General features: G+C 46.9%; 16 protein-coding genes. 10 read left to right on the top strand and 6 right to left on the bottom strand.

The features are described from left to right. Positions 1-22 precede the first annotated feature (22 nt). Positions 23-784: an NRDE family protein gene (locus RIG68_RS14100; RefSeq protein ID WP_350123313.1), complete on the bottom strand. Its 762-nt coding sequence runs from the start codon at positions 782-784 to the stop codon at positions 23-25. Positions 785-891: 107 nt separating this feature from the next. Between RIG68_RS14100 and RIG68_RS14095 the strand changes: the two genes are divergently transcribed. The 3 genes from RIG68_RS14095 to RIG68_RS14085 all read left to right on the top strand — a co-directional run bounded on the left by RIG68_RS14095 (position 892) and on the right by RIG68_RS14085 (position 6814). Then, complete coding sequence (locus tag RIG68_RS14095; protein WP_350123310.1) at positions 892-4659, top strand: hydantoinase B/oxoprolinase family protein; 3768 nt, start codon at positions 892-894, stop codon at positions 4657-4659. Positions 4660-4743: 84 nt separating this feature from the next. After that, positions 4744-5454, top strand: a complete 711-nt coding sequence (locus RIG68_RS14090) for a TapB family protein (RefSeq protein WP_350123307.1) — start codon at positions 4744-4746, stop codon at positions 5452-5454. An 82-nt stretch (positions 5455-5536) separates the two neighbouring features. After that, positions 5537-6814 carry an NRAMP family divalent metal transporter gene (locus RIG68_RS14085; protein WP_350123304.1) on the top strand — a complete coding sequence of 426 codons (1278 nt, stop codon included), beginning with the start codon at positions 5537-5539 and terminating at the stop codon, positions 6812-6814. Positions 6815-6945: 131 nt separating this feature from the next. On the opposite strand, the gene RIG68_RS14080 is transcribed toward RIG68_RS14085, so the two are convergent. After that, positions 6946-8229: a metal-dependent hydrolase family protein gene (locus tag RIG68_RS14080; protein WP_350123301.1), complete on the bottom strand. Its 1284-nt coding sequence runs from the start codon at positions 8227-8229 to the stop codon at positions 6946-6948. Positions 8230-8307: 78 nt separating this feature from the next. Here RIG68_RS14080 and yjjX point away from each other — a divergent pair, with 78 nt between their 5' ends. Beyond that, on the top strand, positions 8308-8859 hold the full coding sequence (gene yjjX / locus RIG68_RS14075) for an inosine/xanthosine triphosphatase (protein ID WP_350123298.1): 552 nt from the start codon (positions 8308-8310) through the stop codon (positions 8857-8859). On the opposite strand, the gene RIG68_RS14070 is transcribed toward yjjX, so the two are convergent. The 3 genes from RIG68_RS14070 to RIG68_RS14060 form a co-directional block, all read right to left on the bottom strand. Further along, positions 8856-9323: a hypothetical protein gene (locus tag RIG68_RS14070; RefSeq protein WP_350123295.1), complete on the bottom strand. Its 468-nt coding sequence runs from the start codon at positions 9321-9323 to the stop codon at positions 8856-8858. The genes yjjX and RIG68_RS14070 overlap by 4 nt on opposite strands. Positions 9324-9341: 18 nt before the next feature. Next, positions 9342-10136, bottom strand: a complete 795-nt coding sequence (locus RIG68_RS14065; RefSeq protein WP_350123292.1) for a S1/P1 nuclease — start codon at positions 10134-10136, stop codon at positions 9342-9344. A gap of 263 nt (positions 10137-10399) precedes the next feature. Beyond that, positions 10400-11032 (bottom strand): cytochrome c oxidase subunit 3, encoded by a 633-nt coding sequence (locus RIG68_RS14060; RefSeq protein ID WP_350123289.1) that lies wholly within the window; start codon positions 11030-11032, stop codon positions 10400-10402. Between the two features lie 151 nt (positions 11033-11183). On the opposite strand from RIG68_RS14060, the gene mfd reads away from it, so the two are divergent. Continuing rightward, positions 11184-14558 carry a transcription-repair coupling factor gene (mfd, locus tag RIG68_RS14055; RefSeq protein ID WP_350123286.1) on the top strand — a complete coding sequence of 1125 codons (3375 nt, stop codon included), beginning with the start codon at positions 11184-11186 and terminating at the stop codon, positions 14556-14558. Between the two features lie 150 nt (positions 14559-14708). Further along, positions 14709-15911: a gliding motility lipoprotein GldJ gene (gene gldJ / locus RIG68_RS14050; RefSeq protein ID WP_350123284.1), complete on the top strand. Its 1203-nt coding sequence runs from the start codon at positions 14709-14711 to the stop codon at positions 15909-15911. A 52-nt stretch (positions 15912-15963) separates the two neighbouring features. Here gldJ and RIG68_RS14045 read toward each other — a convergent pair whose 3' ends face one another. After that, complete coding sequence (locus RIG68_RS14045; RefSeq protein WP_350123281.1) at positions 15964-16665, bottom strand: ComF family protein; 702 nt, start codon at positions 16663-16665, stop codon at positions 15964-15966. A 110-nt stretch (positions 16666-16775) separates the two neighbouring features. On the opposite strand from RIG68_RS14045, the gene RIG68_RS14040 reads away from it, so the two are divergent. From RIG68_RS14040 to RIG68_RS14025, 4 genes are all read left to right on the top strand, one after another. Then, positions 16776-17129 carry a carboxymuconolactone decarboxylase family protein gene (locus RIG68_RS14040; protein WP_152001414.1) on the top strand — a complete coding sequence of 118 codons (354 nt, stop codon included), beginning with the start codon at positions 16776-16778 and terminating at the stop codon, positions 17127-17129. Next, on the top strand, positions 17122-17475 hold the full coding sequence (locus RIG68_RS14035) for a hypothetical protein (RefSeq protein WP_350123278.1): 354 nt from the start codon (positions 17122-17124) through the stop codon (positions 17473-17475). The genes RIG68_RS14040 and RIG68_RS14035 overlap by 8 nt, the downstream gene beginning before the upstream one ends. Further along, positions 17475-18239 carry an exodeoxyribonuclease III gene (locus RIG68_RS14030; RefSeq protein ID WP_152001416.1) on the top strand — a complete coding sequence of 255 codons (765 nt, stop codon included), beginning with the start codon at positions 17475-17477 and terminating at the stop codon, positions 18237-18239. Before RIG68_RS14035 ends, RIG68_RS14030 begins: the two co-directional genes overlap by 1 nt. 142 nt (positions 18240-18381) lie before the next feature. Further along, positions 18382-21681: a DUF4175 family protein gene (locus RIG68_RS14025; RefSeq protein WP_350123275.1), complete on the top strand. Its 3300-nt coding sequence runs from the start codon at positions 18382-18384 to the stop codon at positions 21679-21681. The last annotated feature ends 7 nt before the right edge of the window (positions 21682-21688 follow it).

Genomic DNA, 21688 nt, shown 5'->3' with positions numbered 1-21688 from the left:
TTAGGGCGTTTTCAAAATAATACTAGCTGGGAAACTGAACGGTAATGATGCCCGACTTTCTATTGCCTTTGGGATAAGTCTTTTCCGTGTATTCCACACGACCATTGTTGTCAACCGTAATAACTGTAGTGCAGCAGGTACCATAACTTTCAGTCTGAATGCACATAGCCGACAGCTGTTTTTCCCAGTCAGCTGAAACCCCGGTAGCGGGCAACTGCTCATCCGGCGCCAGCTCCCCATCGCCCATCCATTCGATCATTTCAGCGGCGCTGGGATGATCCTTTTTCAAGGTGGCTTCAAAGTAGCCCTTTGCCTTTTGCACTTTTGGCCACGGTGTGTCGAGAAAAGCATTGGAAAGCCCATACATACCAGGCTTCACCTGTATCAACTCTTTTTGAATATTGTTAAAGTAATGTAGCTCCCTGCTTTCAAGCGTAAGCAAGTTGAATCCGTTGAAAAGATCAAGCTGCCCCTTTACACCCTCATAAAACGACGGCGACGACTGGCTACCGGTAAGAAAGCCCTTCGTTAGGCTCCCCCTCGAAGGAGCTGATCCCTTTATATTGGAGAGGCCTCTGTGGTTGGTAATCGCCGTAAGTCGGCCAGATCGATGCATGCCCATCCATGTGCCCCCCTCTTTCAAATCACGACCGCCAAGGAGATCCGGGTTGTCGTGCCAATAGCCAAGCGGAGCAGTGGGCCGCTGGTAAAATTCGTCCCTGTTGGCCACCAAAATCAGCTGATAGTTGGGATGGTGTTTCCAGGCAAAGGTGATCAGGCACATATTATTGTTATTGCTTTCAAATTCACAATACTAAAACAACTCCTCCAATCAATGATGAATTTGAGAAATAGGTTCCGTTACTTAGTTTGCGTCGCAAGAAAATAGCCATGAACAAAAAGTGGAAGATTTGGGTGGATACCGGCGGCACCTTTACCGATTGCCTGGCAGAAACACCCGAAGGCGAGATAAAAAGAGTGAAAGTGCTCAGCAGCAGCAAGCTGAGGGGAAAAGTTATTGAGCAGGTGGCTGAAAATGCTTTTCGTGTTGATGCAACGTTTACTGTCGATAAAGATATTTTAAAGGGCTACAAAATAAGGGTTCTCGGCCAAAGCTTCCTCAGTAATTCCATCGCCCAATTCGACCCCAACAACCTTACGGTTACTCTGGTCAATTCTTTGCCGACCAGGCTGACTTTTCCCTGCGATTTCGAGCTGGATGGTGGCGAAGAAGCTCCGGTGCTGGCTGCCCGATTAATCACCGAAACAGCATTAGACCACGCACTCCCGCCCATGGATATGCGGCTGGGCACTACCCGGGGAACAAACGCCCTGCTGGAAAAAAAGGGAGCAAACACCGCCTGGCTGGTAACCAAGGGGCTCAAAGACTTGATTCGCATCGGCACACAACAGCGGCCCGATATCTTTGCCTTAAAAATCGAAAAGCCAGAACCGCTTTATTCAACCGTTTTTGAGATAGATGAAAGAATAGATGCACAAGGAAACGTGTTGGTCACTATAAATTCCAGCGAGGTTGAACGTGCCATTGAAAAAATAAAAGAACAGGGCATTCTGTCTGTCGCCGTCTCTTTTCTTAATTCATTCAAGAACCAAGCCCATGAATTAGAAGTGCTCGACCTGTGCAAAAAAGCCGGACTAACGTATGTCTCTATTTCGTCTCAGCTTTTCCCTGCTATCAAGTTGCTCCCCAGGGCCGAAACAGCGGTGGCCGACGCTTACCTGAACCCCATTCTCTCCTCTTACCTGACGGGTGTTTCCAATAGACTCTCCGATGACAGCTCACTGAAAGTGATGACCAGTGCGGGTGGCCTCATCAGCGCCAACGATTTTCACGCAAAAGACAGCTTGCTTAGCGGCCCGGCTGGAGGAGTGGTGGGTGCTGCCGAAATTGCAAAAGTATGTGGTGAGAAAAACATCCTGACCCTCGACATGGGCGGCACCAGCACCGACGTGAGCCGGTATGCTGGTAAACCCGACTACCGCTTCGAATGTGAAGTGGGCCAGGCAAAAATCGCCTCTCCTTCGGTGGCTGTGGAAACCGTGGCAGCAGGTGGCGGTTCCATCTGCTCGTTTGATGGCCATAAGCTAGCCGTGGGCCCCGAAAGTGCCGGTGCCCAACCTGGGCCGGCCTGCTACGGTGCCGGCGGGCCCCTCACCGTAACAGACGTCAATCTACTGCTAGGTAGGGTGGATGAGGAAAAGTTTGGCGTTCCGGTGCAAAAAGGAGAGTCAACGAAACGGCTGGAAGAGCAGCTCAACGAAATAAAAAACCAAACCGAAAACCTTCCGGAAGCCAACAGCCTGCTAGAAGGCTACCTGCAAATTGCTAACGAGCGGATGGCAGAGGCCATTAGAAACATCTCCACAAGAAAAGGATACGACCCGGCCGAGCATGCGCTTCTGGCTTTTGGTGGGGCTGGTGGACAGCATGCCTGTGCCATTGCTGAATTGCTTGGCATGAAAAAAATCATTGTGCCGTTCGATGCCGGACTGCTGAGTGCCTACGGCATTGGCAAGGCCGTTGAGGAGCGAATGGTCACTCAACAAGTATTGAAACCGCTCGATGATTTGAAGAATGATTTCGAAACGATCGTCGCCACGGCAGCCGACGATGCCTGTTCGATGCTCAGAAACGAAGGAATTCTGGCCTCAGAAATCACATTTGTGGCCGCCTATCTGCGCTTTTCTGGGCAAGATGCTGTGATAGAAGTTGAAGCTGAAAAATATAGTGGCCTGCATGCTGCCTTCAAAGGCAAGTATGAAGAGCTGTTTGGTCATTGGGTAGAAAACCGGGCCATAGAGGTGGAGTCAATAAAGGTGAAAGTTTCTGCGCTGAGGACAGGTGACCACGCTGGCGCAGAACAAGTAATAGTACATCCTGCGCAATCGCTAAGAACCAAAGAAATAACGCACCAGGGTAAACAACTACCGGCCCAACTATACGACTGGGAAACCTTGTCTCCGGGAGCGAAAATTGAAGGCCCCGCTCTACTAGCTTCAAAAACTTCAACCACATGGATCGCCCCGGGCTGGCAAGCCAATGTAGGGCACGAGCTCAATGTCATTTTAGATTTGACAGAAGCCTCTTCCTCAGGTCTCAACGAGGTACACGAAACCGTAGCACTCGAGCTGTTTACCAATAGGTTTCGGGGCATTGCCGAAGAAATGGGTGCGCTGCTCATGCGTACGGCGTTTTCTGTGAACATCAAAGAACGCCTCGATTTTTCCTGCGCCCTTCTTGATCCAAAAGGGGAGCTGGTGGTCAATGCACCCCACATCCCCGTGCATTTGGGGGGGCTGGGACTATGCGTGCGCAAGGTGTTGGAAGTGCTGCCTCTTGGCCTTGGCGATGTGGCAGTCACCAATCACCCCGGCTTCGGTGGCTCACACCTGCCCGACATCACGTTGATTGCACCTGTTTTTGAGGGAACGAAACTATTGGGCTATGTGGCCAATCGGGCCCATCATGCGGAGCTGGGAGGCAAAAGACCAGGCTCAATGCCGCCCGATGCAAAGAATTTGGCAGAAGAGGGAGTTGTCATCAACCCCATGCTATTGATCCAAAAGGGAGAAGCACGATGGTCCGACATAGAAAAGGTGCTTACAGCGCACAGCCACCCCACCAGGGCCGTGGCAGAGAATATGGCCGATTTGAATGCGGCATTGTCGTCAATTAAGGCTGGCCAAAGTGCCTTGCTTTCGCTCTGCCAGAAAGAAGGAGCCGAAAAAGTGCTGCATTATATGCAGCGGCTCAAAGACTATTCCAACGAAAAGCTCTGGAGCCAATTGCAAAAGCTTCCGGGCAACGAGTTTGAAGCTACAGAAAAACTGGACGATGGAAGCCCATTGAAAGTAAAACTACAGAGGACAAACGACAAGCTAACGGTTGACTTTACTGGTTCGTCAAGGGTGCATCCGGGCAATCTGAATGCGACGCCCGCCATTGTACGCAGTGCGGTGATTTATGTACTTCGTCTCCTCATCTCGGAAAACATTCCACTCAATGAGGGCATCATGAAGCAAGTGGAAATTATTCTCCCCGAAGGCTTGCTCAACCCGCCTTTTCCAGCCGACTCTTCGCAGTGCCCAGCGGTCGTTGGAGGAAACACAGAAGTAAGCCAGCGCTTGGTAGACACCCTGATCAAAGCGCTGAAACTTTCCGCTTGCAGTCAGGGAACGATGAACAATCTGCTGTTTGGCAACAAAAGCTTCGGCTACTACGAAACCATCTGCGGAGGCACGGGTGCCGGGCCAGGTTTCAACGGTGCCGATGCCCTTCACCACCACATGACCAATACCCGCATCACTGATCCCGAGATCATGGAATGGAGGTATCCTGTACATGTCGAAGAATTTTCTATCCGAAAAGGATCGGGAGGGCCCGGCAAATGGAAAGGCGGCGACGGCATTGTAAGAAAACTTCGCTTTACCGAGGCCGTTGAGCTCACCCTCCTCACTCAGCACAGGGTAGAGGCGCCTTATGGCTTGGAGGGAGGCGAACCTGGAGCAACAGGAAAACAGTTTGTTGAAAAAAGCAATGGTTCAGTCGTTGACCTCAAGGGTGTTGACGAAATGGATTTGCAAGCAGGAGATGCCATTGTCATTGAAACGCCAGGAGGCGGAGGGTGGGGCTCATAGGCAGTGATTGCTGTCTGAGCGTCATTGACTTGCTATTGCTTTTGTGCTATTTTTATGGAAAATAATGCAAAACATACTTTTCCCATGCAACTACTCAAATCATTTTTCGCAATCGGCCTTCTTATTTTTTCTCATCAGGCATTTAGCCAGTGCAATCCCTATTTCAACTATAATGAGGGGGCGGTGATAGAAAGAACCTATTTCAATAAAAAAGGGAAAGAAGTTTCTCAAGATAAGACGGAGATTCTGTCTGTGACCGGCTCTGGCAACAACCAAACTATCAAGGCCCGGGTGACCATGTACGACAAAAAGAAAGAGCTAAGCAACAATGAAATTGAGATGGCTTGTGAAGATGGCGTTTTTAAAATGGACATGAGAAACTTTATGCCGCAGGGAATGGAGGGCATGGAAGACGTGCAGATTGCATTTGAGGGAGACCAACTCACCATTCCCTCTGACCTGAAAGCAGGACAGTCGCTGAACGACCTAACCTTTGTGGTGAAAATCATTTCAGACAATCCAGCCATGAAAGCCATGGCCACCAACACCACGGTGTCGGTCAAGAACCGAAAGGTAGTGGGCAAAGAGAAAATAACCACGGCAGCAGGCACGTACGATTGCTTCAAAATGACCTACGACTCAGAGTCTACCATGTCGATCATGGGCATGAAAAGAACGATGAACTCATCGAGCGTTGAGTACCTGAGTGAAGGCGCAGGAATGGTGAAAAGCGAATCCTACGATGAAAAAGGTAATTTGAACAGCTATGTGGAGTTGAGTTCGTTTAAAAAGTAGCAGTCCCTCCGCATCTCATCTATAGCATTTATAAATAGACCTGTATGCCATATATTGGGGCTGATCTATCTATACCTCTCTTTTGAAAAAGAAGCTCCTTAACATTCTCTTCTGGTCGGTCATCTCAGCCGCTTTCATCGGTCCGGGAACAATTACCACCGCCTCGCTCGCAGGAGCATCCCATGGTGTGTCCCTGCTTTGGGCCTTGCTCTTTTCTACATTGGCCTGTATGGTGCTTCAGGAAGGAGCCGCCCGCATTACAATTGCCTCTGGACTTACTATAGGGGAGGCTGTCACGCTGACTTTTGGCAACCAACCATGGATGAAGTGGCTCCTCGCAGGAGCCGTGATTTTTGGTTGCGCTGCCTACGAGGCAGGCAATATTGTCGGGGCTATTTCAGGGGCGGGGCTGTTGTTTCCGCTGCCACCATGGGTTTTTACCCTGGCCATTACCGGTATTGCCACCGTTCTTTTGTGGGGAGGCTCTGCCGGTTCTATTGCCAAATCGCTGGGTGCGCTGGTGGCAGTAATGGGTGCAGCCTTTCTGTATACTTCCTTTTTCATTGACGAATCTCCGCTAGCCATCACCAAAGGTCTCTTTGTTCCACAAATTCCCGCCGACGATATTTTGCTGGTCATTGGCCTGGTAGGCACCACTATTGTGCCGTACAACCTGTTTCTAGGCTCAGGCCTGGGCAAATGCCAGCAATTGGGTGAAATGAGGTTAGGCCTCATCATTGCGATTGGCCTGGGTGGCATTGTCTCCATGGCTGTGTTGCTCTCTGGCACTTTGTCGCCGCTTCCTTTTTCCTTCGAAGGAATGGCCACGGTGCTGGAAAAAGCAGTGGGCCTTCCCGGCAAATACCTGTTTGCCATAGGCTTGTTTGCCGCCGGGTTCACGAGCACCATTACCGCTCCGCTAGCTTCAGCCATTACCGCACAAAGCATTTGGGGGAAGGGAGAAAAGAATTGGGAAGCCACAGGAACAAACTACAGGCTCGTGTGGGGCAGCATACTCATCGTTGGCCTGGTGTTTGGGTTGCTCGGTTTACGCCCCGTACCCGTTATCCTGCTAGCACAGGCCATCAACGGCGTACTGCTTCCAGTGGCAGCTACGGGGCTCCTGCTAGTGCTTAACAATAACAGACTCATGGTTCATCACACCAACGGTGCGTTTTCCAACTTAGCTGGCCTGTTCATCGTTGGTGTTACACTGTTCCTTGGCATTCATCAGGTGGCCAGGGCAATTTTTATGGCTATTGGCTATCAGAGCAGCTTCGATAGCCTTTACTTTGCATCGATTTCCCTGCTGGCGCTTTTGCCTCTTTTTTGGCTGGGAATTCGTATTTTCAGACGGTAAGGTCGATAAGCCAAGAGATTATAGTTCGGATTGTATCAATGACAATTCACGGTCGTTCAGGGAAACCTGCTTAGGGAATGAGGGCGCACACGGCATGGGTAATATGCACTAAACGAAATTGGAGCGTAACCCTATTTCTCCACCACCACTCTCCCCGCTTGAACCACAAGCTCTACCTTTCTCAAGTCGCTGATATTTTTGGATGGATCACCTTCCACGGCAACAAGGTCTGCCACCAGGCCTTTTTGAATTTTTCCAACCTTATCGTCTATACCAAATACCTTGGCATTGAGCGACGTGGCCGACTGCAAACAAGCAATGGCACTCATGCCATATTCGTTCATCAGCTCCAGCTCATACACATTGTTGCCATGCGAGAAAACACCCACATCACCACCAAAAAGGATGTCGATGCCTGAAGTAAGTGCCAAAGTCATTGAAGCCTTCTTCTTCTCGATTCTGTCGGTATCTGCATCCGTTCCTTTCTTCCAGCCACCATAGGAAGCAATGGCCTCAACAGCCCCCAAAGTTGGGCAAAGGGCCACGCCATGTTCCTTCATCAGCTTTACAATTTCTTCGTCAAGATCATCGCCGTGCTCTATCGTTTTTACACCCGCCAAAATCGCTCTTCTCATGCCTTCCTTGGTGGATGCATGTGCTACTACCTGTCTACCGCTGCTTTCGGCCACTTCTACTATCAGCTTCAACTCGCCTAAAGTAAAAGTAGGAGCCGCAGTGTTGTTCAACCCCCACCTGTAGTCGGCGTACACTTTGATCAGGTCAGCACCTTTGCCAATCTGATCCCGCACCACTTTTATCAAATCATCGTGGCCATCGGCAGTTTCTGCGCCTAGTGGCACATTTACTCCATCGTGAAAGCTTTTTGGCCCATAGCTGCCAGTGGCCACAATCGCCGGGCCAGCTACCAATAAAGTGGGCCCTTGAATAACACCTTTTTCCAGGGCTGTTCTCAAGCCAACATCCGCATAGCCAGCACCCTCACTGCCCAAGTCTCGCATGGTGGTGATACCTGCCTCCAGCGATTTTTGAAGGTGCACCGTACCTCTGGCTACTCTCTCCGCTATTGGTTCTTTCAGCACCTGGTCGTTCCAGGAAACTTCATTGTATGGATGCAACAGAATATGGGAATGTCCCTCTATCAAACCCGGAAGCACGGTCTGGCCTGGTAGCGTTATCGTTTTGGTGTTTTTTCCTGCCTTTGCGCCACTTTCAGGCCCTACGTAGGCCACCTTGCCGTTTTCCACAAGCACTACCGTTCCGGCTGTCAGCATTTTTTCACCGTCAAAAACCCGGTCTGGCTTGAGCAGCAAAGACTGTGCATGCGAAACACCTGCGTTGAGGCAAAGGACTGCCATCAAATAGAAAACGACTTTGAAGTATTTTTGGAGCAACATCTGAGATTGGGCTTGGTAAGTTTTTCGTCCAATATTGCAATCCCTTTGATAAAAAGGAAAGATTAGGAGCCGACATTAATGAGTATAATTACCACCATGGAGAAAACAGTGATTATCGGTAGCCGAAACCCGGTAAAAATTCAGTGCGTAAAGAATGCTTTCGAAAAGGCATTCCCCGGAGAGAGTTTCACCTTCGAAGGAATCGATGCGGCCTCAAATGTTTCTGACCAGCCCATGACAGATGAGGAAACCTATCGGGGAGCATTTAACAGAGCTACGAATGCAAAGGCAAGTCACCCAAAAGGACATTTTTGGGTGGGCATAGAAGGCGGCATTTCAGATGCCGCCGGCCTGATGGAAGCTTTTGCCTGGATCGTCATTCTTTCACCTGACCATACATCGAGAGCACGAACAGCTACTTTTCCGCTGCCCGACAAAGTAGCGCAGCTCGTTCGGCAAGGGCTGGAGCTGGGCGTAGCCGACGACCAGGTTTTTGGGAGAAGTAATTCAAAACAAAAAGATGGAGCAGTGGGCCTGTTGACTCATGGGCAAATCGACAGAACGCAGTATTACGCTCATGCCATGACTTTGGCTTTGGTGCCGTTTATCAACGAGGAGTTTTTTCCCTAGTCTAAAGCTTCCTCACTCAACAATTTCATGATCAAAGCCACATTTTTTTGATTGCCTGCCTTATCCAGCAGTTTTTTCAGCTCTGGCTCTTTTTTCTCCACACCAGCCAAAGAAACGATTTGCTTTACTTCTCCTTCAGAGTACACCTCGCCAAGCAGCTTGCGGAGGTCTTTTTGCTCGGGCAAGCCAAATAGCTCTATTTCATCGATAGCAGAAAGTACTACCTCTCTGCCCAGTTTCTTGCACGAGTCCAGTGGGTGATAGGTAGAGGGTGCATCCCGGAGCGCCCAGCTGCTGTAGTCAATTTTGAGGTCGTGGATTTGCTTGATTTTTGGATCATTGGCCCCAAATGTTCTTGAAAACAGGGAAACAGCAGAAGCCTTCCATGCTTCCAAATCGAACTGCTTCTCGTTGAGCTTGTCTTCCAGTTTTTTGAAGACGGCTATCAGCTTCTTTTTATCCATACATTAAGGTACAACCAATTACCCATAAATCTCATTCAACAGTCCCGCTAATCGAACACCGGCCTGCACAAGCCTCAATTTTACTGCATCAATATTGTCGAAGTTGTATCGGTAAGAAAGCGACATGTCCTCTGGCAAGTTGTACACCTGCTTTCTCAGGCCCATCGATTCGTAAGCCCATTCCGTCGTTACACTTTTTTGCCATCTAGCTACCGTTGCTTTGTCGTCGGTATGTACCCAGTCGGCAAATTCAGTATAGCTCAGCTGCTGACCATCAATCATGTCGCTGTCCCACACTCTGTGCAAATTGGAGCTTTCCCAAAAGTACTTCAGCTTCACATCGTTGCCGCCCCGGTCATTTCCATTCCCCACATGCAGCGGCTGGTGAATATCGCCCACCAGGTGTGCCAGCATTTTTAAAGCAAAGGCCTCATCCACATCTGTAAACTGCTTGCTTTTCAATTCCTTTTTTAGTCTTTCAATGGTAGCTATCACATCTCCTTCCTGGGGGGTGCCAACCTGTTCGTAAGTCTGGCCCTCGGGAATCGTACAGTAGTGCCAGGAATCCATGTGCTTGTAGGTTGGGTCGGATTTAATAAAATCCATATAGTTACTCACCATGGCCAGGCTTTCTCCACCAAGTATTTTTTCGATGTTGGCTTTTGTCTTTTTGGTAAGATGACGCTCCGCCACAAGTCCAACGACCCTGTGGCCTGTTTGGCCCCACAACAGCACATTCGATGTGGTGTTTACTGCCTGAGCTGAAAATGTTAGCATCAGGAGAAGAGTGAGAGGAAGAAATTTTCTTTTCATGGTATCGGTAGTTGAACTCCACAAAAATAGAAACCAGCACCTTTAGGATGTCAGGTACTGGAATAAATTACTGTTAAAAAAAGAAAGGGCATGCCCCAGAGGTACATGCCCAATCACCAACCTAACCTATCTATGAAACCACTATGGAATTGTGATTCAGTATTATTAACAAACATTTCGGCTTTTGGTTCTCCTGATAGTTGAACGAAGCGCAACAAATATTCTTGTAGGTTCATTTCAATATCTGTGCCAAAGAGACTCTCCTAGAGGAAAAACAAGAAAAACAGGAAGAGAAACATCCAAAGGCCATCCATGAAATGCCAGTAGGTTACCAGCAAGTTAAGTTGAAGCTTTCGAAACGAGTTAGTGAAATACACCAGCGAGTGAACCGGATTACTCGATTTTCTGATCAGCAGGACATAGCAATAGGCCAGGTAGACAATGCCGGCACTCATGTGCAAAATATGAAGGCCCGAAAGGGCATATAAATAGACAATGGCACCCCTCACCGCATTGCTGGCTTCCTGATTCATCAGCTCATTCCACCCAAAAAACTGCGAAAATGAAAACGCAAAGGCAAGCACAAGAGTGAACAGCAGCGACTTTTTTAGCTCTTTTGTCTTCTCTTTTTCAAAGTATTCTACTGCCCGGCCAATGGTAAAGCTTGATCCAAACAAAATGAGTGTACTGATAATAAAGGCTTTCGGAAACTCTATTTTGGCCGCCTTATCAACCAAAGTGCCTGAGGCGGTGTATGTCATTAGAAGAAAAAAGAATATCAAAATACTGCCGAAAATCCCTATCAGTAGCAGCATTTTATAGGGGTGCATCTTCTCCAGCTCGTTGAGCGGGAATGAACTGGTCGGTGCTTTTGTTTTCTTATAGGAATTTGCCATGCTAGCTCCGTAATTTGTAATTAAACATTTTGTTTGGGCCTTGGTTCAACATTTTTCGATGAATAATCATAAAATGATCTTCGGTTATTCGTTATATAACGCTCCATCACCATAATATCCGTACTTTTGCCCACCAAAAAATGTTCTTAAGTTGAAAGTTTCTGACTTCCTGTCAATTTATAAGCAAGATAGTTTTGTAAAGACCCTGGCTGAAAGCTTCAAGCAAAAAGGTGGTGGGGCCTTTCAGGTGAAAGGGCTTGTTGGTAGTCTCGATGCCGTTGTGCCCGCTGCTGTGTTCTCGATGGACAGGCAATGCCATGTGTTTGTTATGCACGAAAAAGAGGAAGCTGCCTACTTTTTTAACGACATGCAAAACTTGTTTGGCGAAAGGGAAGTACTCTTTTTCCCCACTTCCTACAAGCGCCCTTACCAGTTTGACGAGACCGAAAATGCCAATATTCTTCTACGAGCTGACGTGCTGAACAAGCTCAACCACAGAAGTGGCAAGGGAGAAATAATAGTTACCTATCCGGAAGCACTTACTGAAAAGGTGATCAATAAGCGGGCACTGACAGAAAATACATTTAATGCCAAAGTCGGCGACAAGGTAGATGTAGACTTCATCGCCGAACTGCTCATGACCTACGACTTTGAGCGAACCGACTTTGTGTATGAAGCCGGTCAATACGCAGTAAGAGGTGGTATTATCGATATATATTCTTACGCCGGGGAGCTGCCCTATCGCATGGAGCTTTTTGGGGACGAAATCGAAAGCATTAGAACTTTCGACCCAAACACACAGCTGTCGCAAGATTCGGTCAATTCCATCAGCATCATTCCCAATGTGCAAACCAGGCTTTTGCAGGAAAAAAGGCAGTCATTTCTGGAGTTTGTGCCAAAAGAGACCCGTTTCTGGATAAAGGATCTGCAACTACTCTACGATCAGCTCGACAGTTACTTCACCAAGGCTTCTGCAAGCTTTGACGTGCTGATGAAGGAAAGCGGCAACACGAAAATTGTGCTGGAGCCCGCCGACCTGTTCGAAAATGCTGCGACCATCAAGTCTCACATTTTCTCCTTCCCGATGATCGAGTTTGGGAGCCGGTTTTATCTGGAAAATGCTACGACCTTCCAATATGAAGCGGAGCCCCAGCCACCATTTCACAAGAACTTCGAAATGATGGTGGAGAACCTGAACCAGCGTCAGCTTCAAGGATATAACCTGTTTATTGCCGCCGAGTCGGAAAAGCAAATCGAGCGCCTGGACACAATTTTTCAGGAACTGGATCCCACGATGCGGTTTGAAGGTTTTTTGGCGGGATTACGTGAAGGGTTTGTCGACAAGCAGATAAAACTGCTGTGCTATACGGATCATCAACTTTTTGATCGCTTTCACAAATATAAAACCCGGGAAAAGCACACCAAGTCGAAAGCGCTCACCATCAAAGAACTTAAGTCGCTGCAGCCTGGCGACTACGTGGTGCATATCGACTACGGTGTAGGCCGGTTCGCAGGCCTGGACACAGTGGATGTAGGCGGAAAGAAACAGGAAGCGCTTCGGATTGTGTATCGGGACAATGACCTGCTGTACGTAAGCGTGCATTCCCTGCACAAAATTTCCCGGTATGCCGGCAAAGAGGGGCAGCCCCCGCCGATCAACAAGCTCGGCACTCAGGATTGGGACATCAAGAAAAAGAAAGTAAAGAAGCGGGTAAAAGACATCGCCAAAGACCTGATCAGCCTTTATGCCAAGCGAAAAGCGACACCGGGATATGCCTTTCCTCCCGACAATTTTCTTCAGGCCGAACTGGAATCTTCATTCATTTATCAGGACACACCTGACCAGGCACTTGCGACAGCAGACGTGAAAAAAGACATGGAGCTGCCTCACCCGATGGACAGGCTGGTGTGCGGTGATGTTGGTTTTGGAAAAACAGAAGTGGCCATTCGTGCTGCTTTTAAAACTGCGAGCAACGGAAAGCAGGTAGCAGTGCTGGTGCCAACCACCATTTTGGCCATGCAGCACTACCGAACATTTAAGGAAAGGCTTGCCAATTTTCCGCTCGATATAGAATACATCAACCGGTTCCGTACCACAAAGGAGATAAAGGATATCCTTCAGAGGGTCAAAGAAGGAAAAATTGATATTCTGATAGGTACCCACCGGATTGTGAATAAAGACGTAGAATTTAAAGACTTGGGATTACTGGTCATTGACGAAGAGCAGAAGTTCGGAGTAAAAATCAAAGAAAAGCTCAAGGAATCGAAGGTGAATGTAGACAGCCTGACTTTGACCGCAACTCCCATACCAAGAACGCTCCACTTCTCCATGATGGGTGCCAGAGATCTAAGTATTATTGCCACCCCACCACCCAACCGGCAACCGGTAACAACCGAGCTGCACGAATTCAACGAAAGTGTGATTAGAGACGCCATTAGTTTCGAGTTGAGAAGGGGCGGCCAGGTATTTTTTGTGCACAACAGGGTCAGCGATATTGACCAGATAGCCAGTATCGTTTTGAGGCTGGTGCCAGACGCACGAATAGGTATAGCTCATGGACAAATGGACGGGCCCAAGCTGGAAAAAGTAATGATGCGATTTATCGAGGGCGAATTCGACGTGCTGGTGTCAACCAACATTATCGAAAGTGGCCTTGATATCCCTAACGCCAACACCATCATCATCAACCGGGCGCATATGTTTGGTCTTTCCGACCTGCACCAGATGAGAGGAAGGGTAGGCCGCTCTAACAAGAAGGCATTTTGTCTACTGCTTTCGGGTGCTTCGTCAGGCTTGACAGCTGAAGCCCGTAAGAGGCTGGTGACATTAGAAGAGTTTTCAGAATTAGGTGATGGCTTCAAAGTGGCCATGCGAGACCTTGATATCCGGGGAGCAGGAGATTTGCTGGGCGGAGAACAAAGCGGTTTTATCTCTGATCTCGGCTTTGAGATGTATCACAAAATCCTCGACGAAACCATTCAGGAGCTCAAAATTGAGGACTACAGCGACCTGTTCGCAGAAGACCTCAAGAAGGCGGTTGAGGCTGTGGCCACCGATTGTGTGATAGAAACTGACCTCGAAATTCTCATCCCCGAGTCATACGTCAACAATATTTCAGAGCGGCTCAGCCTTTATTCTCACCTCGACAGCGTGGAGTCGGAGGAAGGGTTGGCGAAATTCAGCGCCGATGTTAAAGATCGTTTCGGCCCCATTCCCGAAGAAGTAGAAGAGCTTATAAAAACGGTACGACTTCGCTGGCTGGCCAAAAAAGCCGGAATTGAGAAGCTCATATTAAAAGCTGAAGTGCTGAAGTGCTACTTTGTTTCGGGCGAAAATGAAGCCTATTTCAAGTCAGCTACCTTTGGCAAAGTATTGGAGTATGTGCAAAAGAATCCTAAGATCAGCCGGATGAGGGAGCACAAAGGACGACTCATTTTGAACCTCGAGCAGGTCAAGTCAGTAGACCTTGCAATCGGTTACCTGAAAAAAATGCTACAGGAAAATGAGGCGGCAGTAGCACAATAAAACGTCTGTTAGAGACATTATTTAGATAAATCCCTATATTGTCCTCTCTTTTTTTGAAAAAAACTTATTATAATTGAAATTTGTAGCTGATCGTTATTAAATATGCCCGATCTAGGCTACATTAGCTTTTTAAGTTCAAATAAACAGGTTATGAAAAATTTTATTAACATCTTATGTACCTCTGCTTTGGCTGTTGGGTTCTCCGCTTTTCTAGGCGGTTGCGGTTCCAGCACACCAACAAGTAGTAGTCCAGGCAGCCTGAGCTCAGCGACAGGAATGGAGTACAACGAGGAGGGTGGTTTTCAGGTGAGCGACTATGCCGGTCAGCCTGAGGGTCCTAATCTAGTTTTTATAGAAGGAGGTCGTACCGTTCTTGGGTCTTTCGAGGAAGATTTGATGAACAGACACGACAATGTTGAGAGAGCCGTAACAGTTGCTTCATTCTACATGGACGAAACTGAAATCGCCAACATTCACTGGTTGGAGTATCTCTACTACATTCGCCTTGACTCTTCAAGAGAATTTTATGAGTCTTCACTTCCCGACACAACTGTTTGGGCCAGAGACCTTGCTTACAATGATCCTTATGTAGATCACTACCTTCGTTACCCTGGTTTCAGGTACTACCCTGTTGTAGGTGTTAACTGGAAGCAAGCCAATGACTATTGCAACTGGAGAACCACAGTGGTTAACCTTAAGCTTGCGCAAGATGCCGGTCTTGAGGACGTAACTCTTGCAGAATCAGGAAGTGAAAGAATTCCTTTGGAAAGTGGTGTTGTGCTACCTAACTACCGTCTCCCAACCGAGGCTGAGTGGGAATATGCAGCTCAGGCACTTATTGGTGTTCAGTGGCTGGACGAAAACCAAACTCACCGCAGACTGTATCCATGGGATGGTCACTCATTGCGTAATCCTTATGGAAAGAAAATGGGTTACTTCCTGGCTAACTTCAAAAGAGGTCGTGGTGACTACGCTGGTATTGCCGGCAAGCTGAACGACGGCGCCATGATCACAACTTATATCTACGATTATCCACCGAACGAATTCGGTCTTTATAATATGTCAGGAAATGTTAACGAATGGGTATGGGACGTTTACCGCCCGCTTTCGTTCCAGGACTTTGACGACCTAAACCCTGTTCGTCGTGACGGTTACCTTGATGACGAAAAAGGTTATGACACTCAGAACTTCAACTCACTTGTTTCTGACAGAGTGAGAGTTTACAAAGGAGGTTCATGGGCTGACGTAGCTTACTGGATGTCGCCAGGAACCAGAAGATACCTGGAAGAAGATTCGTCAACTTCTACTATCGGTTTCCGTTGTGCGATGATTCGTGCCGGCACCAACTACTAAGACAAAACAAAATTATCGATATAAGAAAGCTCCGAAGTGTTCGGAGCTTTTTTTATTTGTGGGAAACTGCCAAAGCACAAATTCCTACCTCGTCAACCCCCGCACCGATCAGCACTGAGGCACAAGACGAAAGTGTCGAGCCGGTAGTAAGCACATCGTCAACAAGCAGTACCTTTTTCCCTTTTACACTCTCTGGGCTGGTAATCGCAAAAATGTTTTCCACATTCTGCCAGCGGTCTACCTTTTGCTTCTTGGTTTGCGTGCTGGTGAATTTAGACCTGACAAGTAACTCAGCGTCGACTGGTTTTTGCGTAGGGATTGAAAGTCCTTCGGCAATTGCCATGCTTTGATTGTAGCCTCTGATCCTCAGCTTTCTTTTGTGCAGAGGCACTGGAACAATCACATCAAAAGCCGAAAACTCTGGCCTCTCTAGTAGCTGGTTGCCATACCAAGCGCCGAGCATAACACCCAACTCTCGGTTTCCTTTGTATTTTAGTTGATGAAGAAGCTTCTGAGTAATGCCTGATTTCTTAAATGTCAAGAAAGCATCGACAAAGCTAATCTTTGACTCATACACAAATTTGTTTCCAAGTAGAGTATTTCGGATGGCTTCATCTACAATGGGCAGCTGATAACGGCAAGCTGTGCACAAATGATCCTCTCCCCGAACCAATAACTCACCGCATGAGATACAGTTTTCAGGAAATATCAAAGAAACAAAATCATTCCAAAGTTCATTTGCGATATTTGCCATGGGTAAAATATAGAAAAAAAAGTGCTCGCAAACACAACCTGTATTCCCCGTTTTCAAAAATACCCGGAGCATGAGAGTGACTCCTTTTATAACGCAGACAGATAGAACGTATGAGTAAAGTAGACGAATTCAATAACTACAGGGAAAAGATGAATGAGCGCATTCTTTCTTCTGATAACAAGCTTGTTAAAAGAATCTTTAACCTGGACACCAATGCCTTTAGCGAAGGGGCCATTGATGTAAAAAATAAAGAAATGCTGGGGCTTGCTTGTTCCATGGTGCTCAGGTGCGATGACTGTGTGCGCTATCATTTGGGCAAATGTTACGAACTTGGTTGCTCCGATAAGGAGATGGACGAGGTGTTCGGCATAGCCACACTTATTGGGGGCACGATAGTAATTCCACACCTTAGAAGGGCAGTTGAGTTTTGGGACGAATTAAAACTAACATCACAAAATGTTTAAAAAAGACCTGGACCTCGAGAGGGAGTGGCAGGCGCTACTTGGCAAACTAGAAAAAATGATTGGCAAAAAACCGGCTGACCTCAACGCCGTACTTTTTCTGATAGGTGTACAAGAACTGGGCAAGGGGCGAAGGACTTTTACCAAAGAGCAAAAGCAGGACTTAATGCACATTGCTATCTGCAAAGTACTGAGTTTCTCTGGCTTCTACGCCCTGGAGGGCATAGACGAGGACGGCTGGCCTCACTGGAAGATGATGAAAAAATTGCCACATTTTGACACTACAGAACAAGAAAAGCTACTAAAAATTCATGTTATTGAGTATTTTGAAAAAGAAAGTATATTTTAATGACAGGAATTATATCATATAATGTAAACGGAATTCGGTCGGCTGTTTCCAAAGGAATAACGCAGTGGTTAAAGGAGAAAGATCCGCAAATCGTTTGTTTTCAGGAACTTAAGGCCCACAAAGAGCAAATTCCCGTTTCCTTGTTCGAAGACCTCGGCTACCACTGCTACTGGTTTCCAGCAGTGAAAAAAGGCTATAGCGGTGTTGCCATTCTGTCAAAAATTAAACCCAAACATGTGGAGTACGGATCCGGCATTGATCAGTCGGACTATGAGGGCCGGGTGATCAGGGCAGATTTCCAGGACTACTCTATCATGAGTGTTTATATCCCTTCGGGTTCTTCCGGTGACGAGCGACAGGACTACAAAATGCAATGGTTGGGTGAGTTTACTGACTACATAAAAAAAGTAAAGGCCGACCATCCTAAACTCATTATTTCGGGGGACTATAATATTTGCCACAAGCCGATCGATATCCACGACCCTGTGTCCAACAAAAAGAGTTCTGGCTTTTTGCCGGAGGAACGTGAGTGGCTTAGCGAATTCATAGACACCGGCTTTGTGGACTCTTTCCGTCAATTCAACACAGCACCTCACCAGTATAGCTGGTGGACCTTCAGAGCCAATGCCAGAGCAAACAACAAGGGATGGCGGATTGATTACCACCTCGCCACTCAGGAGATGGCAGCAGACTTGGTACACGCCGAAATTTTGCCACAAGTGGTTCATTCTGACCATTGCCCGGTTGGACTTAGCATCAAATAACGGTTTTTTAGCAGCTTTCGACAGCGAAAGCAAGTCTATTCAAACAATTTTCCGTTTTTAACTACATTCTTTTCACGATATTCGTTATAACTAGTATCATACCCTTTGCGAATTGCAAATGGATGAAAAGAAGGAGGCCAAAATGAATACAGGAATTGACGCCGTCAAGAGGCAACTTCATGATTACAAAAAGAAATACTATACCGACAAGCTGGTTAAAGGGGTTCTCTACTTCCTTCTTGTAGGCCTTTGCCTTTTCTTGACGTTTACCGTATTAGAGTTCAATTTTCGCTTCGGTACGTGGATCAGGGGCTTTTTGTTGTTTTCTTTTGTCATTCTCACTTCTGGCATACTCCTGATTCGGATTATAAAGCCTCTGTGGGAGATTTACTCCGGAGGCAAAAACCTTGATGACGCCGAGGCAGCCCGTCAGATCGGGCGGTTTTTTCCCGAAGTGAAAGACAAACTTCTGAATGTACTGCAGCTCCAAAAAATTACCAATCAGGATGAAAGTCTTCTTTTAGCCAGCATAGACCAAAAAAGCCAGGAGCTCTCAACGATAAAGTTTGTCAATGCGATAAGAATTAATGCCAACCTTAGCTTTCTAAGGTATTTAGCCATTCCTGTAGGCATCACACTAATATTGCTTCTGCTGATTCCTCAGCTATTTACGGAAAGTGCCGCCCGGATCATTCAATACAATAAGACCTTTACCCCACCGCCACCGTTTACATTCAATCTCTTGAATGAGTCCCTGGACGGGTTTCGCAATGAGGATTTTCAATTGAAAATGAGCATTGAAGGAGATAACATCCCCGAAAATGTGTACCTGGAAAATAATGGCCGTCGAATCAAGTTAAACGAAAACGACGAAGGACTCTTTGAGTTTACCTTTCCGAAAATGCTTGTAAAGACCAACTTTAGGTTCGAAGCGGCAGGGTACTCAAGTGCTGAATATCAGATTACGCTACACAATCGGCCTCTTCTTAAAAACTTCAACGTCTTCCTTGACTTCCCTTCTTACACCGGCAAACAAGATGTTCTTTTGGAAAACATAGGCAATGTGGAAGTACCTGAGGGAAGCCAGATCAACTGGCAGTTCAGCACCACAGAAGCCGACAGCTTATGGCTAAAATTTGACAAAGACGAGGAGCCTGTAACATCACAAATATCTGACAATCAGCTATTTGATGTAGAAAAGACGTTTTTCAACCCACAATACTATGAAGTACAGCTAGCCAACAAATTCAGCAAAAATAAAGACAGAATCAGGTACCGGATCGAAGTGGTAAAAGACAAGGCACCTGAAATTCACGCAGAAATCTTCCAGGACACCACTCTTTTCAGCTTCATTGTGCTGGGCGGCTCGGTGAGCGACGACTATGGCCTCACCAAGCTAGCCATTAAGTACCAAACTCAGAATGCCAAGGAAGAGTCCCTGTTCAGCACGCTTCCGCTTCCTCTCGACAAAAAGCAATCGTCCCAGGGTTTTTATTACCAGTGGCGCATCGACAGCATGAATCTCAAGGAAGGAGAGACGCTTGCCTATTACGTAGAAGTAACTGACAATGATGAGGTTAATGGGCATAAATCGACACGCACAGGCCTCTATTACATGAAGGTGCCGACGAAAAAAGAGTTAAAGGAGTCGTTGGCAAAGGAAGCTCAGGGTGCCGAAAAACAGATTGACAAGAGCCTGGACCAGGCCAAAGAAATTCAGGATCAGATAAAAGAAATTGAAAACCGGCTGAAGACTAAGAAAAAGATGGACTGGCAGGATGAGAAGCTGATACAGGACTTGCTGGACAAAAAAGAGGAGCTGAGTGAAAACATAGAAAAGCTAAAAAACCAAAACAAAGACCTGAATGAGCGTAGAGAACGTTTTTCAGAAAGCAGCCCCAAGTTAAAGGATCAAATGGAGAAGCTTCAGTCGCTCATGGATGAACTGCTGGATGATGAAACTAAAAAACTCTACGACGAACTGAAAAAACTGCTGGAGGAAAAGTCGCAGCTGGGTGAGGTTCAGAAAATGATGAACCAGATAGAAAACAAAGAAGAAACCCTTGAAAAAGAACTAGAACGGGCCCTGGAGCTTTTCAACAAGATGAAATTTGACTTTAAGCTTGAAGAAATAGTTCAGGATTTGGAAGAAACAAGCAAGAAGCAGGAGGAATTAAGCGAGAAGACTGAAGATGCGGACAATTCTAAAGAAGACTTGATCAAAGAACAGCAGGACATTAAGGAAGAATTTCAGGAGGTCCAGAAAGACATGGAAGAGTTAAACGAGCTCAACCAGGAGCTCAACAACCCTGAAAGCATGCCGGATTTCAGTGAAGAGAAAGAAGAAGTGGAGAAGAACCAGGAGGAGTCTATTTCAAACCTGGAAGAGCAGAAGAGGAAAAAGGCATCTGATAACCAAAAGAAAAGTGCTGAGCAAATGAAGCAGATGGGCGAAAAGATGCAGCAAATGCAGAGCAACATGGAGATGGAAATGCTTGAGGAAAACCTCGACAATCTAAGAGACATAGTAGACAACCTCGTTAAGCTCTCATTCAGCCAGGAAACGCTTATGAACAACTTCAAAGAAGTAAATCAGAGTGATCCGAGGTTTCTCGAATTATCTCAGGAGCAATTAAAAATAAAGGACGATGCCATTATCGTTAAGGACAGCCTCCTTGCACTGGCCAACAGGGTTTTTCAAATTGCCTCCTTTGTAACAAGAGAGGTGAGTGCTCTCAACGAATACATGGATCAAAGCCTGGATGCGCTTAAAGACCGGAACAAATCTCTGGCGATCAGCAAGCAGCAATTCTCTATGACATCGATGAACAACCTCGCTTTATTGCTCGACGACGTACTTCAGCAAATGCAACAGCAAATGGCTGACGCTATGGGCTCACCTCAGAAAGGCAAAAAAGGGCAAAAGAAAAACATGCCGGGCCTGAGCGAGCTTCAGAGTGAACTCAGCAAGAAAATTAACGATCTCAAAAAAAGCGGAAAAACAGGCAGACAACTATCAGAAGAATTGGCTAAACTTGCTGCCGAGCAAGAAATGATTAGAAGAGAGCTCGAAGCCATGCAACAGAAGATGGGTGGCGACAAAGAAGGTGGGCCGGGCGGCCTGGAAGATGCTATCAAAAAGATGGAACAAACCGAAAGAGATCTTGTTAACAAACGACTGGCCAACATTAGCCAGGAGAGGCAAGAGGACATCGTAACTCGGCTTTTAGAAGCAGAAAACTCTGAAAGAGAAAGAGAACTTAGCAAGGAGAGGGAAGGAGAGGCCGCAAAAGATTTCGAAAGAAAGATACCGGCAGCTTTTGAGGAGTATAAGCAGCTAAAAGAAAAGGAAATTGAATTGCTTAAAACTGTTCCTCCTAAATTGAACCCTTATTACAAAAAAGAGGTAAATGAGTACTTTAAACGTATTGGCAGCAATTAACCCGCTT

It is taken from the genome of Imperialibacter sp., from assembly GCF_040222385.1.
Taxonomy (GTDB): Bacteria; Bacteroidota; Bacteroidia; order Cytophagales; family Cyclobacteriaceae; genus Imperialibacter.
Note: the sequence above shows the minus strand (reverse complement) of the source record. Positions and strands in the feature narration are given on the sequence as shown.